Origin of the sequence: Actinoallomurus vinaceus (assembly GCF_039542055.1) — a bacterium.
GTDB classification, from domain to species: Bacteria; Actinomycetota; Actinomycetes; order Streptosporangiales; family Streptosporangiaceae; genus Actinoallomurus; species Actinoallomurus vinaceus.
Map to the genome: position 1 here is coordinate 436,595 of NZ_BAABHK010000001.1, position 19,014 is coordinate 455,608.

Here is a 19,014-nt window from a genome sequence, read left to right on the forward strand (position 1 = left end):
CGGCGCTGAGATCAATGGGATGTCCAATGGCGAATCCGCCGTCGAGCTTGAGCGAGTTCAAGGTTGACCTGGGTCAATTGCATGACGCGATCGGCATCGTCAAGAAACAGCATGATGTGATCAGTGGCGAGCTGGACAATGTCGCCAGCGAGTTCAACGGATGCAGGGAGTCCTGGAACACTCCGTCGACCGCATCGTTCGATGACGTAAGCACGTGGTTTACGAATGTCAGTAAGGACGTTAATTCAGTACTGGCCGAAATGGTCAACCGAATGCAGACGGCTTATGACAACTACACGTCGGCGGAAGAAGCCAACGTCTCAAATCTTGAAGCACATGGCAAGAAGCTGCTGGGCAGCTCCGAGCGGTTTTTTGTTGGGGGTCACGGCAAGAAGCTGCTGGGCAGCTCCGAGCGGTTTTTTGTTGGGGGTCACGGCAAGAAGCTGCTGGGCAGCTCCGAGCGGTTTTTTGTTGGGGGTGACGCCAAGAAGCTGCTGCGCGTCGCCGCGCAGCCCCTTGATGCGAATGGGTGACCGCCGAGTGGGCGACCTTGGCCCGTTGACTGAGAGGCTGTGTATCGGTCATGGCAGTTTCTGACGTAGACTACGATAGTGTTACAACTTTTTACGTCAATCCGCACAATAACGTTCCGGGCGATCTCGTCAGCCATACCAATAACATCGTTGCGAGTAACCAGAATATCGTTGACGCTCTTTCCACTATCAACAAAACGCTTAGTGATCTCAACTTGGGATGGGCGGGGAAGACGTCTCAGGAAGCCAAAGACTTTGGCGACCGGTGGAACGCCGTTATGAAGGAACTCTTCGGCACCGAGGACGAGCCGTCGATAGGTGCGCTCAACCTCATCGCGACCGGTTTGTACACGGCCGCCGGCACGTTCGCCCAAGCCGAGCATGCGCTCATGGACTTCTTCGGCAACTTCGTGAATGCGCTTTGGAGTTCAACGGGCGGCGGCTCTGGTGGCGCTCCGCAGAGTATCACCGACGCCACGATGACGGCGGTTACCGAAACCTGGTAGCCGAACGCGGCGGCACCATCATGACCCGATCTAGGGTGGGGAGGATTCATGGCTGAAACCGACTTGTCCCTGTTGGGCGTGGATACGGCCGCGCTGTACGACCTGGGCAATTATTGGATCATGCTCGGTGACGCGCTCGCGCTTGGTACCCAGTCAATGGTTGACGCAGTGGCGAGCATGAGCTGGACCGGCGACGCGTCCAAGATGGTGCGCATGCTGTGGTCTGAGGTGAATGAGCCAGGCCCGATTATCGGGGGGATGCATCCGCATGCGAATGCAGGCCCCTACCTTTCGGCAGGCAGCGCGGAAGGCATCCCCCAGTGCCTTCTGCAATGTCGGGACGCCGCGTACGAGATCGGTGGTGCCATTAATTACTACGCCGATCAGGTCTTGGCAGCCGTGGAAAAGTATAACAAGGAAGCCAAGATCGAGATCGTCCTCCAGATCGTCGGGATCGTCTTCGACTTCTTTGCGTTCGGTCCCCTTGGTGAGCTCCTCGGTGCGGCCGACGCGATACTCACCGATATCATCTCCAATCTGGTCAGCGTCGTATCGCGAATCGCCAAACTGGACGGGCTGATCCCCGAGACCGTTCTTCGCTTCGCCGCGGGGGCCGTCAGCGGAGCGGTGGTCAACGTCTCGGTGGAATTTACAGCCGAGGCCATCGCCAACGCTGCCGTCGGGAACCACCACTGGACACCTAACCCGGCGGGCGTGGCCGGGGCAGCGGGCCTCGGTAGCCTCATGGGGAGTATGGCGCACGGTGGCGGCTTCGGGGCGCGCGGGAAGGGTGGGTTCGATGGGCTGAATGCCTCCGATGTGCCCTCGGTCGGAAAAGTCCCGAATGCCGGCGATATCAAGGGAGTCGGGGCACACGCCGACACGGTATCGGTCTCGGGCGGCGGTCAGAGGGGCGAGGTGGTGCCCAACTCTACGATCACCACGGCCGATTTCAAGGGCATGTCCGGGATGCCGGGCAACGGCGAGTCCAAAATTGACCCGACGGGCGTCCACAGCGACCCATCGGGCCTGCCGGGACCGGGTGGCGTTTCGGTCAAGGACGGGCTCGGCCGCCCGGACGTGAGCGGTCCTGCTCCGGCGGCGCAGATCTCGGGCGGCGGGTCCGCTGAAGAGAGCGCCAGACCGGCCGGAACTCCACGTCCGGAGCCCGCGGTGTCCTCCGCAGGAGGGGTTGCCGGCCGTCCCCCCGCCGATCACACTCCAACCTCTGCCCAGATCACCCCCGGCGAGATCGCCTCACGGCCCGGCGGCGAGGTCGTGGCGCCCGGTCCCGCGGATCATTTGCAGAGTGGACGGCCGGCGTCCGCGGACCCTGGCGCCGCGGCCGGTGGGAGGCCCGGGTCTGTTTCGTCACGCGGTGGTCCGGGGGAGCCCTCTGGACAGACTCCGGTCGCGGACAACGGGGCTTCGGGCGTGCGCGGTCCTGGAGCCGTCAGCGATGGCCTCGCGGCCAACGGCGGTAACGGCCCTCGGTCGTCGGTGGTAAGCCCGCAGGGCAGGCCGGGCGCACCGGCGAGTGAGCGCCCGGCGTCGGGTGACCCGTCGTCCGAGCACGACCCCGCGGTCGTCGGCCGGCCCGGTACGGCAGGTCCCACGAACGGCGACCCGCTTTCGGCCACGCCCGGGCGGGCGGGAGCCGGCGGGCCGGAGTCGGCGGTAAGCCCGCAGGGCAGGCCGGGCGCACCGGCGAGTGAGCGCCCGGCGTCGGGTGACCCGTCGTCCGAGCACGACCCCGCGGTCGTCGGCCGGCCCGGTACGGCAGGTCCCACGAACGGCGACCCGCTATCGCCCACGCCCGGGCGGACGGGAGCCGGTGACCCGCTTTCGCCCACGGCCGGGCGCGCGGGAGCCGGCGGGCCGGAGTCGGCGGTTGAGGCCGGGCGGGGCGTGGGTGCGGCCGGGTCGGTGGCCGGGCCTTCGGGTGCGCGTCCGGGCGAAGGTGCGGCGGCGGCCGCGAAACCTCAAGGCGACGGAGCCGTCCCCCCGGCCGGGTCCGCGGAGGGGGTGCGGGGTGGGCGGTCGGTGTCCGCGGACTCGGCTGCTTCGGGCGATCGGGCGGTCGTTCCGGGGCGTGGTGGCGCGGAGAGGCCTTCTGGGCAGGGTTCTGCCGGGGATGTCGAGGATGCGGGCGCGCGGGACGCCGGTGCGGTCAGCGGTGGTGCGGCGGTCAACGGTGGTGGCAGTTCCCGGGTGCCGGCGGGGAATCCGCCGGCCAGGTCGGCGGGCGGGCGCGCGGAGACGGGTGAGGCGCCGTACGAGCGCGATGCTGTGGTGGTCGACCGGTCGGGTCCGGCTGGTTCGGCGAATGGTGGTGCGGTGCCGCCTGCGTCCGCGCGGGCGGGAGCGGGCAGGTCGGAGTCGGCGGTCGAGACCGGGCGGGGCGTGGGTGCGGCCGAGTCGGTGGCCGGGCCTTCGGGTGCGCGCCCGGGCGAAGGTGCGGCGGCGGCCGCGAAACCTCGAGGCGACGAGGCCGTCCCCCCGGCGGGGACCGGCCGGACGTCGCCGCCGAAGTCACCGGAGCGGCCGGCCGCCGGCACGGGAGCGAAGGCTGAGGGCCCCAGCGGCGGTTCGAGCGGATCGAAGGTCTCGTCGTCGGAGGAGCCGCCGTCCCGTACCCCGGGACAGGAGAGCGAGACCGTCCACGGGACGACGCGGGATTCCGCCGTCGGCGAGGACGTACCCACCGGTGCCGTGCGGTCCGATGAGCGGCCGACAGGGAGTATCGGTTCGGCCAGGACCGGCAGCGAGCCGAGGACCCCGCGCGATGAGCATGCCGCTCCCGCGGAGGACAGGCGTAGCGACGCCGGGAGCCCACGGGCCGGATCGGCCGAATCGAAGGACGCCGCAGGCGACGGGGGTCCTCAGCGGTCGGCCGTGCCTCGTCGTGACGGTCCCTCCGCCGGCCCGGCCGACGACGCCCGGAGGACACCGGCATCACCGGAGGGCAGAAGCCAGGAGAGCGCCAGGCCGTCCGCTCCGGCTGACCGGGGAGAGAGGCCCACCGGACCGTCGGGCGAGCGGGATGCCTCGGGCGGGCACGGCGCACATCGGCCCGAGGCCGGTGAGGAGGCCGCCGCGCTCGTCTCGCAGCACGGGCCCCTGACCAAGGTCGAGACGTGGCAGGCCTTCAAGAACACGCGGGACGCCGACTACGCGGGCCGGTTCTCGAAGGAGGAGCGGTTCGCGCACGCGACACGCGATCTCGACGTGGACCATGAGGTCGCCAGTGCCGAACGGCATTTCCGGGAGGATGACCCGGACCTGGCCGCTCACCTGCCTGCGGACGGGACCGCCGCCGTGAGCAAGGGATTCCGGGAGGCTCTGCACGACGCGTTCTCCTCCGCATGGAAGAAGAGCGCGGGGCGTCCGGAGGAGACTGACACGTGGTCGAAGACCTTCACGCGGCTCCGCCAGGAGCTTCCCGACCGGTTCGCACAGGTGAGCCTGCAGCATCGCGAAATCAGCCGGATGGACACCGCCCTCAACGAAGCCGCGGACAGATTCGGGGAGAACGATCTCTTCAGGGGCAATTACCTGCCGAAGGAGAAATTCGACGAGAACGCCGTCAAGTTCGACGAGACAACGGGAACGTTCTCCGTCGATCACGAGAAGGCGGGACCGTACGGCAAGCTGCGACTGGACGTGCACAAGGACGTCGTTGAGACCGTGAACTCGGCCTGGAGGGACGCCGGAGGGCTCCCGACAGGCGAGGCGGCGCGCGGACTGGAGAACGACCTTGGCCAGATCCGTGACGGGCTGCACGAACGCCTTGAGAATCTGAGCAACCAGGAACGCCAGGTTCGGCATGGTGAACGGGCCCTCGACGAAGAGCACAGCGCGCGAGGCACCCCCCTGAGCCGTGACGTGCTGGACCGGGTTCGTAAGGAGTTCGGCGACGAGATCCGAAGTCGGTACAACGAACTGCGCGAGCAGGCGACGGGGCGTGACGCCGGATGGTTCGACCGTGCCTGGGACGCGGCCGACGAACACATGCGCGGCACGGACGCTCTTCGCAACCGTCTCGATCACGGCGAGTTCCGTGAGAATGCGCTTCAGCAGGGGAAGCAAGCCCTGCGGAAGGCCGTCGCCCGAGCCCAGGGCGAGGACGGCGGGGAAAGCCTCGGGGAGTATGTGGGCCCCGAAGGCGAGGAGCGACTGACCACGGATTGGACGAAGGCCGTCGAGAAGGCCGTCGACGACCACTGGTCCTCACTCCCGGGCCGGGACTTCCGCAGCACAGGCCGCCCCCAAGAGAGCGTGCGGTCGTCCGTGGATGACGATGCCGTCTCCTCGCGCGGGAGCGTGCCGGAGTTGGAGGACGATGTCAGCCTTCATGAGGGCTCGCAGATGTCCTGGGAGGAGCGTTTCCGGCAGCTCAGCGACACACTGCCCCAACGGATCGCGCACGAGTTCGACAAGAACACCACCCTGCGGCAGGCCGCCAACGACTTCGAACAGATCGCGGGCCATCCCGACGACCTGTCGGCCGGGCACACCGTCACCCCAGAGTCGTTCGAGAAGCTGTCGAGCGATTTCCGTACCGACACCGTCACCGAGTACGACCGGCTCTGGGGGCCGGAGGGGACGGACTCCAAGGCATGGCTCGAACACGAGGCCCAGCACGAAAACGTCTTCGAGACGACGCTGACGGGCCTGCGTGAGGCACCGTACCGTCCGGGAGACCGCGGGCCCGAAGGGCATGCGGAAGAGTCGGCCGCAGGGGGCCCCGCCGATCCTCGGCCGCCCGACGATGACACGAGTGGACCCGCCGTCCCGTCTTCCGGCGACCGGCCGACGCCCACGGCGGCTTCGGCCGACCGGCCGGTTCCTGAGCCGGGGGCGCGTCCGGCCGAGCACATGCGGTCGGATCCAGGGCAGGTCCACGCCGAGGTCGTGCGCGAGCGGCTCACGTCATCGAGCGTGCGGTCACCGGGTTCACACGAGGAAGGTCTCGGTGCGAAGGGCGCTGGAGAGACGACCCCGAAGCCCGTGGGGTCGGATCCAGGGCAGGTCCACGCCCGGGTCGTGCGCGAGCGGCCCATGTCATCGAGCGTGCGGTCACCGGGTTCACACGAGGAAGGTCTCGGTGCGAAGGGCGCTGGGGACACGACCCCGAAGCCCACAGGGGAGCACGATCTCGTCGAGACGCCGGAATCCTCGGTGGCCACGCCGTCGGAGATCGTGGACGGCTTCACCAAGACCCTGAACCGAGTCGGCGAGACGGCCGCCATCCGCGACGATGCGTACAAGACCTTCCAGACTCAGTTCGAGGCCCGCTATCCCGAACTGCGGACACGTCCGGCCGTACGCGACGTCACGCCGGTCCGCGAGTGGTTCGCGGACCGCTGGACGGCGGCGGCGAAGGAAGCCGGTGGCTCCGAACACTTGACGACCGCGACTCAGGAGCGGCTGAAGGGCGGACTGGCGAGTCGGCTGCCGACCGGTACGAGGCCGCCGGCCGACGATGGCCTACAGCAGCGGTACGAGTGGGAGTTCCGCGTCGTCGCGCTGCGCGTCGAGAGCGGGACTGACTACGCAAATCCTGATCCCACATGGGATCAGACGACCACCGATCTCTTTCATCAGGGGCTTGACCGGCTTCGGGAGCGGTATGTCGCGGATCGTATTCCGCTGGGTGTAAACCGAACGGAGCAGGTCGAGCACTTGCAGCAGGTCATCGTGAAGGCGGCGACGATGCTGAGAGCTCGGGTGGAACCGATTGGCGCGACGGTCCATGCTTTCAACGAGCGGACGCGCGACATGAGCCCCCATGCCGAACGCGACCAGGCGCTCAAGCGGGACCCCGCCCTGTTCTCCTGGTACCGGCGGCAGCAGGAGAACATCGTACGGCGGTTCTCGGACGCGCTGGAGCTTCACGGGCCCGGCGCAGAGCTGGAGCGCGTCTTCCAACAGCGGATCACGACGCTGCGTGACATGGCATGGTCCAGGCTCGAGGCAAGTCGGGAGTTCGGGCGCCTGCTCGACAAGGCCGCTCCTCAGGAGCTGGCCACACCTGCCGCCCGGACATGGGCCGCCGACCAGGTCGAGGAAGTCCGCGAAAGCTTCATTCAGGCCCATCTCGACTGGCGGGCCACCGTGACACCGCCGGAGGCGCGGGGGTCGGCTTTGGCGTCGGCAGGGGCGTCGGGTTCTGTTGATTCGCCGGTTGTCGCGGATCGTGTCGTGGCGGTGGAGGAGCCGGCGCGCGTCGAAGAGGCGCGGGGGTCGGCTTCGGTGTCGGCCGAGGCGTCGGGTTCTGTTGATTCGCCGGTTGTCGCGGATCGTGTCGTGGCGGTGGAGGAGCCGGCGCGCGTCGAAGAGGCGCGGAGCTCGGCTTCGGTGTCGGCCGGGGCGTCGGGTTGGGTTGTTCGCTGGTTGCCGCGGATCGTGTCGTGGCGGTGGAGAGCGCGGGGGTCGGCTTCGGTGTCGGCCGAGGCGTCGGGTTCTGTTGTTTCGCCGGTTGTCGCGGATCGTGCCGTGGCGGTGGAGGAGCCGGCGCGTGCCGAAGAGGCGCGGGGGGATGACGATTACGGCCTCCACAAGAGCGGGTGGCGGCCGCTCAAGGATGACGATGCTTCTTCGTCTTATTCGCAGGAGCATGAGTGGTTGCTGGGGGATGACTCGGATTCGGCGTCGGCCGAGGCGTCGGGTTCTGTTGATTCGCCGGATGTCGCGGATCGTGTCTTGACGTCGGAGGAGCAGGACCGCCTCGATGTGATGCAGCGTCGCGTCATCAGGAGACAGCAGAAGCGCGTCAACAAGGCGATCGCCAGAGCGGCGGCGTATATCGCGGCTGAGCCCCAAAGCCCCTTCGCGCGCAAGTTCAACCTGGCGAAGGGCGCTGTCTCCAGCTCCGCCCTGTCCGTCGTACGCGATCGGCTGCAGAGCGGGTTCGACGACGTGATCGCCAGGGAGACCTCCCCCCGTAAGACGTTGTTTCACCCTGGCCCCGAGAGCGTCGACGTGCGGATCGCCGATCTGAAGGCGCGGATCAGCGGGCCGGTCGACCGCCTGGTCAAGGGGATCGGGTGGGCCCTCGAGCGCGAGGCGGCTCGCGAGGCAACCATCGCGAGGGCTCGCGCCATGGTCGACACGGCCGCACGGACCTGGCAGACCGTGCTCGAGCAGAGCACGGCTCTGCGCAACCGGCTCGGCGTCCAGAGGCCCGTGCCCGCCGACGTCTTCGGCGCGATCCGCGAAGGTTTCGCCATCAGGGCAGGAGCCCGGTTCGACAGTGTCTTCGACCGCGACTCCGAGAGTAGGACGGCCCCCGTCAGACAGTCACATGAGCAGCTGGAGAAGTTGCTCAACGCGGACGAAAGTCGCCTGCACGACTGGTTCCTGCTGCCGATCGCACACAGGGCACTGGTGGCCGAGGCGACCCGGACGTTCGACGAGCGGTTCGACACGACCGACGCCGGTCGCGAGCTCGCCCCATGGCAGGTCGGCCGCCTGAGGAACGCGTTCGCCGCCCTGGGCGGAGAAGTCTTCAAATCGGTCTTCGACAGCGTCACCGCGGATCCGGTCGACCTGACGGCCCGTATATGGGAATGGGAGGACCGGATGAACGGCCTCCTCGGCGAGCTGGCCGGGCTCGTCGGCGTCGAGTCCGCGGCGACGGAGGAACCGCGGGCCGACACCACGTCATTCCACAGGGTGAGCGACGAGTACGACGTGGCGCAGGACGAACTCGCCACCGGGGATCGTGACGACCGGGCGTCGGCCGGTGTTGTCGAGTCCCCGATGCACGAACCGGCCGATCTCGACGCGGTACGGGAATCGCTCGGTGAGCGGTCCGCCGGCGAAGCCGAGGCTCCCGCGCGCGGGACCGATGATGCGGTTGAGAGCCAGATCGGGACGCCGGCGCCGGCCGATGACGCCGAGCGCGCGGTTTCTGATCTTGGTGAAATGCCTGTACTGCGTGAACTGGGTGCCGAGAGTAGCGATTACAACCTCGATGCGGCACGGGAACTGCTCGAGAAGGAGTACGAGGAGTCCAAGGCCCGGCACAACAATGCCATGCTCGAAGCACGAAGGATCATTCGCGAGCTCGTCGGGCGGACGCCCAGCATTTCCGACCCTGGCGGGGTCGTCTCGGACATCGATCGGGCCAGGATCCTCACGGCGGCGTGGATCGCCCGCATGGGTAGCGAACACGCCAAAGAGTTCGCCGATTCCGCGCTTACTTTGGTGCCTTCACGTGAGCCCATGGCGTCCGAACCGGAGCAGTTCACTCGTGCGAACCTCATGGCGAAGGCCCCTGAGGCCGACGAATGGCTGAACGATCTGGCGGATGAGACCCGCGAAAAACTGTTGGACAGGGCCCGTCAGATCGTCGCGGATCACCACGAGCCACCCCCCGTCGGCGGGACCGTCGAGTCGCTGCGGCAACGGGAGGCGTACGAGGCCGTCCTCCAGGTTGTGGCGCACGCTATGGCCAAGGCCGCTCTGGACGGCGCCAGCCCGGAACAGGCCGAGGCGGAGGCCGATGGGCTGGCGTCGTGGCTGGCGGGTGCGCCGCAGTTGCGCGGGCCTGGCCCGGCGGATGTGGACGCCGGCGCAAGGCCTGATGGTGGTTTTGCCGCCGGCGTACCGGCAACAGCAGATCCCGTCGTCGCGCGGGGCGACACTGGCGGAGCCGCCGTGGTCGGCGCTCAACCCGCGGATCTTGCGCCCGAGGCGCCGTGGCCGGGCACTGCGGCGGGTTGGGTGGACGGTGATGAGGATGATCAGCTACGCCGGGCCATCGAGGCGAGTCTGGTCACCGGCACGGCGGGCGGTCAGCATGGCACCGCGGGTGCGGAAACCGGCGCCCCTGCCGCCGACGCGGAAGCCGGGCCGGGCATCGGCGGCAGTGAAGCCGCCGAGCGGCCCGATCCCGACCTGATCAAGGGCGACTACACGGCCGGTTACCCGCAGGCGTACCTGGACACGGCACAGCGGTACGCCAAAAACCTGGGGACGAGGGTCCGCGCTAGGGATCAGGTCGTGATCGAAGCTGCCGTGAACGAGCGCATGGAGCCGCACTTCCGCGCGGCGTTGCGGCACGTGGGCATCGTCGACCGGTCGATGCCGCCCAACGGCGACTGCTTCTTCGAGACCCTGCTCACCGACGACACGCCGGCTGTGGTCACGCAACGGCTCCGCGAGGTCCTGGGGACCGAGCCGACAGTGGGGGCCATCCGGGCGCACATGGCCGACTACCTGGCGGCCGACTTCGACTTCGCCGCCCGCCATCCGGACGCCGAGCCCGTGGTCGCCCACCTGTTCCCGAACGCGGAGGAGCCCGACGCCCAGATCCGGTACGTCGAGGACATCCGGCGTATGGGCTCGTACAACAATGATGCCTCCGACATGGTGCCGGCGATGTTCTCCTTGATCTTCGGCATCCCGATCGTCGTGTGGCAGCCGCGGTATCGGTCGGAACTCGGCTGGCGTCGCGAGGAGACCCCCGACGTCGTGCCGATGCCGGTGATCCGCCGGGGAGCGCACTACTACTTCGGTGCCACCCCGCAAGAGCCGACGCTGCTCGACCCGGTCCGGCCCCGGGCTTCGGCCGCGGGAGGCGAGCCCCTGCGACCGGTGGACGCGCCCCGGGCGGACACCTCTGCAGACCAGAAGCTCGATCCAGAAAACCTCGACGATGCAACTGCGTCGGTGTCTTTTGCGTCGCGTAACCGTCCGGCCGCCGGTTCGGCGGTCACCGCCTCGACCGATGGTGTGGACGAGACGGTGCACGATTACGCCGATCTCAACAGGGCGCGGAGGGCGCTGGCCAAGCAGTCCGGCTCCCGGTACGACGACCCGATGGAAAAGGCGTGGACGATCGTCCGTGACCGGAGCGGTCTCCGGCCGACCTGGAAAGACCTCGGCGGAGAGGTCTCGGACGTCGACCGCATCCGGCTCCTCGTGGCGGCCCACATCGCCCGCGAGCGGAGCGACGGCTACCTCCGTTCCGACGTAGACCGGAGAGCGTCTGAGCCGGTCCGGTTGGACCACAGCGGCGAGGTCTCGGACGTCGACCGCGAGGCGGCACCCACCGTCCATGACAGGAGCGCTGCGGCCTTCGCCGATTCCCTCCTGGCCGCTCTCTCGGCGTCCGCGCCGTCGCGATGGACCAGCGACCTGACCGCCGAGGTGAACGGCATACTCGGCCGTTGGGGTGTCCCCTTGTCCACGTCCGAGGAGGCGGTGCGCGCCTACCATGGCCTGCCGGACGAGGATCGGAAAGGCCCGATGCGCACGGTCGCGCAGCGGATCGCCGACCGGCTCGTCAACGGAGAGTCGCCCCGGCTACCCGGAGGCGCCATCGGCGCGGAGTTCGAAAGCGTCATCAAGCTCCACGCGGACGCGGACCTTTGGTACGGGACGCCGCTGGCCAACAACGAGCGGCTGGGTTTCAAACTCGTCGTCGATCATCGCAACTTCTTCGTCGACACAGCGGGTGACTACTACCCGACAGCGGAACTGTTCAAAGCCTCGAACAAGCCGCTGAAAGAGCGCCAGGACAAGACTCCCATCGTGGAGTTCGTCACTCGCCCCGGAGGAATCCCGGGCGAGCACAAGAAGTGGACCATCAAGGAGATCATCGCCCAGGTAAGCACCACCATCAACGCGTTGGCGAAGGCCGAGGAGCCCCTGTCCATCGCGGAGTGGCTTCCCGAAAGCGAGGGGTGGACCGTCCACCGGCCGGAGATCAGGGCCGAGGTCCTGCCCATTCGCACCGGCCAGGCGGATGATGTGACATTGTACGCCCAGTACACCGTTGATCTCAGGCCGACGGAGCTGTACGGCGTCCTTCAGGACGTCCTCGCGCAGGGGAAACAGGGTACGAACTCCGCACGTTTTCTCCAGCAGGGACTGGAGTTCGGCACTGAGATCGCGCGGGATTTCGCCGCCCTCCTTACCGGCACCGAACTCCCTTCGTCGGCCGTCGACGTACTTGATGAGATCGAACCTGTTGCGGCCGTACGGGGTTTTCTGGCACTGGTTTATCCTCATATCACCGCCATTTTCCAGGGCGCCCTTCTAGGGACAAACCTGATCAAGAATTGGGTACTCGCCGCATCGCGGACCGATTTCGCGGCGATACGTGGTCTCCTGCCCGAGGCCTCGCGGTTGTTCCTGGAGTTCTACACCCCGGCCATCGAAAAACGGCTGGTTGAGAAGTTCCGCGAGGGCTCTCCCGAGCTCGACGAGCAGGCGGCCGGAGCAAACCTTCTTGCCAAGCGGTTGTGGACCACGGGCGGCACGATCGGCGACTACCTGAACAGCGCCCTGCTCGAACCACAGCGCAAGCCGGTCGACCAGCTCACCGGCATCGGTATGTGGACCCACAACCGCAGGACACATGACGGCCAGCTTGCCGTGGAGCTCCGTGGCTGGGGCCCGTATCCGATCGGCCTCGGCGAGGTGCCGGAGGTCATCGACTCGCTCGGCACGATGCTTGCGGACCGGGAGAACCGGGCCGGGCGGAAACGCTTCCAGACCTCCGCCCGTGGTCCGCGGCTGCTCGACGCGGCTCGTCTGCTCGCGGACCACCCGAGGGCGGCGGCCTTCAGGAGTTTCAACGAAGACGGTCTGGGCCAGTTGAAGCGGATCTGGCGGAAGAAGCATTCCAAGGACGATACGGAACTGCTGCCGGTGGCCGACGTGGCAACGATCCTGGTCGGGCTCCGCGCCCTCGATGTGCCGGAGCCGACCTCCGCGCAGGACGTCGCCGATGCGATCGAGGTGCTGCGGGCAGCTTCGAACCGGCTCAAGCTGATCGCGGCCGACAAATCCACGGCGATCCAGAACATGGCGCACGGCGCACTCGAGCGGTTGGAGGCCGTCCTCGAGCCTCTCCACGCCTACACGCCACCGTCCACGGGGCAGGAGCAGGCCGACGCGGGAGCCTTCACCGCGGATCACAGCCAGATCAGCTTGGATCTCTGGCAGGTGGCGTCCCTACTCAGCGAGACCTCACCCGAGGAACGGGTGAGGGTGTTCGGCGACTTCCTGATGGGACTGGATGCCACGTGGAGGCCGCATTACGCGCGGGGTGAGCTGTTCCCAGTGGCGGATGTGGCCACGGTCCTCCGCGGACTACGCTCTCCGCACGATGAGGACGTGCCGTTGGACATCGAGGACGACGAGCCGCTCAGCCGGCTTCGCTCCCACTTGGAGACGCTGGCCGATGATCCCCAGGTCGGCGATCAGGCACGCGAAACGCTTCAAAACCTCGACGCGCTGGAGGCCTATTTTTGGTCTTCGAACATCGTCTCTTCTCCGGACGCGCTGGGGGAGATCGAGAGCGGTCTGGAGCCGGACGTGGCTCCGTCGGTGCCTGGTTCTCCTTCGGTCGGGTTGGACGAGTTCGAGTTCGGCCTCGCGCCAGGCTCGCCGTCGTCGGTTCCTGTTTCTCCACGTGAGCTCGTGGCGTCCGAGCCGGATCCGGTCATTCTTGAGAACCTTATGAGCGACGCCGCTGAAGCCGAACGGTGGCTGGACGAACTGCAGGAGGATGTCCGCAACAGCCTGCTGGCCAGGGCCGGCGTGATCGTCGGGGTTTATCATGAGCCGCTCCCCGTCGAGATGACCGGTGAGCGTGTGGAACGGCTACGGCCGGTGTACGAGGCCGTCCTCCTGGTCGTGGCGACGGCGCTGGCCAACTCCGAGGAGGATGCCCGCGACATGGCGTCGGGGCTGGCCGGCGCACTGGGGACGCGGCGCCGGACGGCCGGCGCGCCTCCAGGGGGTTCCCGGCCGCCCGTGGAACTCGATGTGATCGGTGGCGGGGGTGAGTCCAGCGGCGCGGTACACCGGCGCCCGACCGAGAATGTGGCGGACGAGCTGCCGCCGTACGTCGACCGCGAGGTGCCGTCAGAGCGGCTTACGAGTATGGCCGGGATGCTGCGCGTCTCCCAGGAGCGGCTGGCCGAACTGTTGCAGTACGACTGGCTCGACGAAGAGCTCTTTGCGACGGCGCGTGAGCAGGCAGGTTTGGTCGGCGACGCGACGGAGCTGGCGGACTTCGCCGAGCAAATCGGCAGGATCCCCGATGACCTGCAGGACATCGCCACGCTGCTGGCGCCGATGCGGCCCAGGGACGTCTACCTGGTGAGTCAGATGTGGGATATGGATCCACGCTGGCTGCTGGCATTCCCCGACAGACTCCGCGACTTCTACTCCCGGACCAGCGTGCCGGATCTCGACCATAGGCACCTTGAACTGCTGCTAGACGAGAATTACTTGTTGCAAGACGAGTTCGAGAGGGCGATCGAGCCGGACGAACTAGCTCTTATTGGGAAGCTGTGCTATCAGGCGGGAATCAGCGCACCGGAGCTGGGTCGGCTTCTGGCTGAGCGGCGCGATGGGCTGCGCGCTGAGCTACTCCTTGACCCGAACACACGCGTCGGGGCACGCGCTGAGGCACTCGCCGATCTGCTCCTTGACCTGGAAGCACTCAATGAGGCACTCGCTGCACTACTCGCCAACCCGTCCCTACGCGCTGACCTACTCGCTGACCGGAACGCACTCGCTGAGGCACTAACTGACCTACTCGCTGACCCGGACACACGCGCTGAGCTACTCGCTGACCCGGACAGACGCGTTGATGCGCTCGTTGAGGCACTCGATGAGCGACTCCCCGGCCTGAACGCACGTGACTTGCATGATCTGCCGGGAGGTAACGTCGAGGATTTGGTTGCCGTCGAGGACTTGGTCGACGTTGAGGCTTTGGTCGATCAATTGGTCAACGTCGAAGACTACGTCGATCGGCGGGTCGATCGAGAGGCGTTCGGCATTGACGATCTGCTGGCGTCGGGCTATGACGCTTTTGAATGGCTAGATGAAACTCTCTTCAATCGTTTCTCAACCGCCAACCCGGCCGTCGGAGAGCTGGAGGCCGCGGCGGCCATCGTGCGTGAGCTGATGCCTGGTGAGCTGCTGGAGTCGACGCCAGGTGCGGCGGCGGTGGCGGAAGGTATCCCGGTGGGGAAGGTCTCCGATGGCTGGTTCCGTGACGCCATAGCCCAGGTCCGGGATTTGAGGCTGAGGGACGGCGCCCTCTACGACGTCCAGCGCTGGGCCAGGAACCGGGCACGGCGTCTCGTCGCTACGCGTGACCTGAGCGGCCCCGACCCGGTCGAAGGCGATGTGCCGGGGGAGGACACGGCCCCGTCTCCGGCGAACTCGACTGGAGTCTCCGAAGAGGCTTTGGCTGCGGCGTATGCGCGTGCGGGTATCGGGAGAGAAGACTTTTCCGCTGTCCTTCTTGGCGCTAACTATACCGAGGGGCTATTGCCCGCTGAGGTTATTCAGCTGCCAACGAACCATCTGCGTCGTCTGGCCAACGAGACACTGGACGGACTTCGGGAGGAAACGAAGAAGTGGATTCCGCAGATGCCGGCCCTTGACGTGGCCTGGATCCGCGGGCAGTTCAACGTTGAGCCCAAGCAGTTGGAGCTCTTCGAGACCTGGCTGAAAGCCATCTATTCGAACTCCGACTTGTCGCTTGACGAGCGGTTTAACCGGATCCTGGAGATGTTCGGTCGTCTCCCGGGCGTCGTCGTAGAAGACGATCAAGCAGACGTATTGGACTTCATCGACCTCGCTGATCGAGAACACGTATCCGCCGAAGAGTTGTCCGCCTTTCTGATCCTGCGAACTCCATACGGAGAGGATCCGGATCTCGATAAGTGGCGGGAAATGGATCCGGAGGATCTCCAGCGGGAGATCCGCGAGGGCCTGGACGCGCTGAAGGCGGCTGCGGAATCGCTCGCGCCGATGGGTCTTGATGACGTCGCTTGGGTTTCCGTTGAAATAGATATCGAACTGCGAGATCTCTGGATCTTCGGCCGGGAGTTGCGTGGGATCTATTCTCGGACCCCCGAGAATCCTCATGCGAACTTTACCTTGCTCCGGCGGGAACAGGTCGGGGAGATGTTCCGCGCGGTCCCGGGTGCCGACGTGGACGGCGATATCATCGACGTCTCAGACTTCGTTATGGTTGCCGGCAACGCTAACGTATCCGCTGACGTGCTGCGCACCCTTCTGCTCGAGGGCGGTGATGAGGCGCAGGCACTCGAAGATTTGATAGCTTTGGGAGAGGATGATCTAGGCGCTATTCGCCGGGTATTCCGCGACCACCTGTCCCTGCTGGGGGGCGTCGCGGCATCGTTTGCGGCGATGGGCGTGGATGACGTCGCTTGGGTTTCCGTCGAAGGAAACATCGATCCGAGAAAGCTCTGGATCTTCGGCCGGGGGTTGTCTGGGATCTATTCTCAGATTCCACCTGATAACTCTTATCCAAGCCTTGAGTCGTTCCGGCAGGAACGGGTCAGGAAGATGTTCCGCGCGGTCCGGGGTGCCGTCGTGGACGGCGATAGCATCGACGTCTCAGACTTCGTTACCGTCGCTGACCTTGCTGGCGTATCCGCTGACGTGCTGAGCTCAATGCTGGTACTCAAGGGTGGTGATGAGGCGCAGGAACTCGAAGATTTGATAGCTTTGGGAGAGGATGATCTAGGCGCTATTCGCCGGGTATTCCGCGACCACCTGTCCCTGTTGAGGGGCGTCGCGGCATCGTTTGCGGCGATGGGCGTGGATGACGTCGCTTGGGTTTCCGTCGAAGGCAACATCGATCCGAGAAAGCTCTGGATCTTCGGCCGGGGGTTGTCTGGGATCTATTCTCAGATTCCACCTGATAACTCTTATCCAAGCCTTGAGTCGTTCCGGCAGGAACGGGTCAGGAAGATGTTCCGCGCGGTCCCGGGTGCCGTCGTGGACGGCGATAGCATCGACGTCTCAGACTTCGCTACCGTCGCTGACCGTGCTGGCGTATCCGCTGACGTGCTGAGCTCAATGCTGGTACTCAAGGGTGGTGACGCGTCGCAGGAACTCGAAGATTTGATGGGGAGCTCTCACCTTCGCTCGAAGGTCGGCGCCCACCTGACCCTGCTGGAAGATGCCGCAGAATCGCTTCCGATGAGCGCGGATGATGTCGCGTGGTTTAGCGCCCGGACCGGAGTTCGTCCGAATGACCTCAAGATCTTCGATCGGGAGTTGCGTGAGATCTACCATCGCGCGTCGGATACCGGTCCGTCTCGCGCGGAGCCCCAGGCGTCGCTGACCGACATCCGGAGTGTCCTGAAGGCAGAGGCCCGGCTGAACGCGGCCACACGCATGCTCTCGGAGTACGCGTCCTCAGAGGACATCGCGGATTTCGCGGCGATGGCGGCCCACCTGGGAACCGATGCCAAAGGTATGCACGCCATCGTCGAGGCGGCGCGGCGTGCGATGGACCCGGCGCGGATTCCGCGGATGCCGGCCGTTGACGTGGCCTTCATCCACCAAAGGTTCAACGTCGAGCCCGGGCAGTTGTGGGTCTTCGAGACCCGGCTGAAAGCCATCTACTCGAACTCCGGCTTGTCATTTGAGGAGCGGCTTGACCGGATCGTGGAGATGTTCGGTCGTCTCCCGGGTGTCTTCAGAGAAGGCGACCACGCCGACGCATCGGCCTTCACTGCCATCGCTGTTCGAGCCCGTGTATCCGCCGAAGAGCTGTCCGCTTTCCTGATCCAGCGAACTGCTTACGGAGCGAAGCCCCAGCTTGACAGGTGGTCGGCGATGGCTCCACAGGAACTCCGGCGGAAGATCGACAAAGAGTTGAGCGGGCTGAGGCAGGCTGCGGGAGCGCTCGCGCCGATGGGGATTGATGACGTCGCGTGGGTCTCCGCTGACAGCGGCGTTGAACCGGAATTTCTTCCGATCTTCGGCCGAGAGTTGCGGGAGATCCATCGCGCGTTTGATGCCGATTCGTCCCGTGCGGAATGGCAGGAGCAGGTCAAGGCGATGTTGCGTGACCTGCCGGGAGCCGTCGTGAACGGCGATTCCATCGATGTCTCAGAATTCGTCACCGTCGCTACTGTCATGCGGGAATCCGCCACCGACCTGAACGCGAGGCTGGCGCGGGCCGCAGAGCGGCTCGCGCCGATGAGCGCCGCCGACCTCTTCACGATCGGCATGCAGCTCAAGATCGATCCATGGGACCTCGTGGTCTTCAGGGAACCGCTGCGCGGGATCCAGGATCGCGGTTTGGACATGGAGGAGCGCGCAGCGGAGATCTCTGGCGTCCTCGCCGACTACACCGCAAAGGAGCATCTCGGGGAGTTCGCGGCGCTCGCGGCCCGCCTGGGAATCGACGCCGAGGGAATGCGCACGGTCGTCGAGGCGGCGGAGCGTGAGATGAACCTGAACGTCACAGATCTTCGGCGGGTCTCTCCGTACGACCTGCTGGATCTCCTTCCGGCGGAGCGCGGAACGCAGGCCGAGGGGCCGTCCCGCACCAGCGTCGATCACCCAACCTGGTTCGAACAGGCGAGGAGCCGCGTAGAGGGGCTGTCGCGGACCGACAGGAGGCGACTGCTCGTGAACGCCGGCGAGATCGTCGCCCTTCACCACGAGCCGTTGCCGGTGGACCTGACGACGGTGCCGCCGGCGCGGCGGGCCCAGCACGAGGGCGTCGTCTACGCGGTCGCGGAGCGCCTTCTGCTCGAGGACGAAGCTAATGGCAGCGTCGATGAAGCCGTATACGAGGCGGTCCGCGCGCTGTCGAGGCGGTTGGCCGCCGAGCTCGGCACTCAACGCCGCACCGGCGGGGCGCCGCCGGGCAGTTTGCGGCGGACGACGGATTTCCTTGAGATCGGTGGCGGCGGTGCGTACTCCGGATCACGGGCCGAGACGGCGCCGGACCGTGCCGTGATCTTCGCGCCGGCCGAGATGGGGGATGAGTTCAACTGGACGATCTCGAAGCACAGCAAGGGCCCGTACTGCGTGCAGGTGGCGGTCGTCGGTGGGGGTCGGCGTCGGGGAGGCCGGGTGCGGCGGTGCTGATCCCAGGCGCGGAGGCTGGGAGTGATGGTGGCGAGCTCGCGGGCGAGCGCCCGGATTCCGATTCCGGAGGCGGCCGG

The 19,014-nt window shown here is 66.5% G+C and carries 3 protein-coding genes; all 3 read left to right on the forward strand.

Translation table 11 applies throughout. The features are described from left to right. Nucleotides 1-26: 26 nt before the first annotated feature. The 3 genes from ABEA24_RS01895 to ABEA24_RS01905 are packed head-to-tail and all read left to right on the forward strand — an operon-like array spanning nucleotide 27 to nucleotide 18,937. Nucleotides 27-533, forward strand: coding sequence for a WXG100 family type VII secretion target (locus ABEA24_RS01895; protein ID WP_345428668.1), 507 nt, complete (start codon nucleotides 27-29; stop codon nucleotides 531-533). Between the two features lie 50 nt (nucleotides 534-583). Beyond that, nucleotides 584-1,039 carry a WXG100 family type VII secretion target gene (locus ABEA24_RS01900; protein ID WP_345428670.1) on the forward strand — a complete coding sequence of 152 codons (456 nt, stop codon included), beginning with the start codon at nucleotides 584-586 and terminating at the stop codon, nucleotides 1,037-1,039. 48 nt (nucleotides 1,040-1,087) lie between these two features. Beyond that, the gene (locus ABEA24_RS01905) at nucleotides 1,088-18,937 is read left to right on the forward strand and encodes a hypothetical protein (protein ID WP_345428672.1); all 17,850 of its coding nucleotides are present in this window, start codon (nucleotides 1,088-1,090) and stop codon (nucleotides 18,935-18,937) included. Nucleotides 18,938-19,014: the final 77 nt, after the last annotated feature.

What these genes read in the sequence shown, in the direction of transcription:
- ABEA24_RS01895 (WP_345428668.1), top strand. Translation starts at nt 27, where the DNA reads ATGGCGAATCCGCCGTCGAGCTTGAGCGAGTTCAAGGTTGACCTGGGT.
- ABEA24_RS01900 (WP_345428670.1), top strand. Translation starts at nt 584, where the DNA reads ATGGCAGTTTCTGACGTAGACTACGATAGTGTTACAACTTTTTACGTC.
- ABEA24_RS01905 (WP_345428672.1), top strand. Translation starts at nt 1,088, where the DNA reads ATGGCTGAAACCGACTTGTCCCTGTTGGGCGTGGATACGGCCGCGCTG.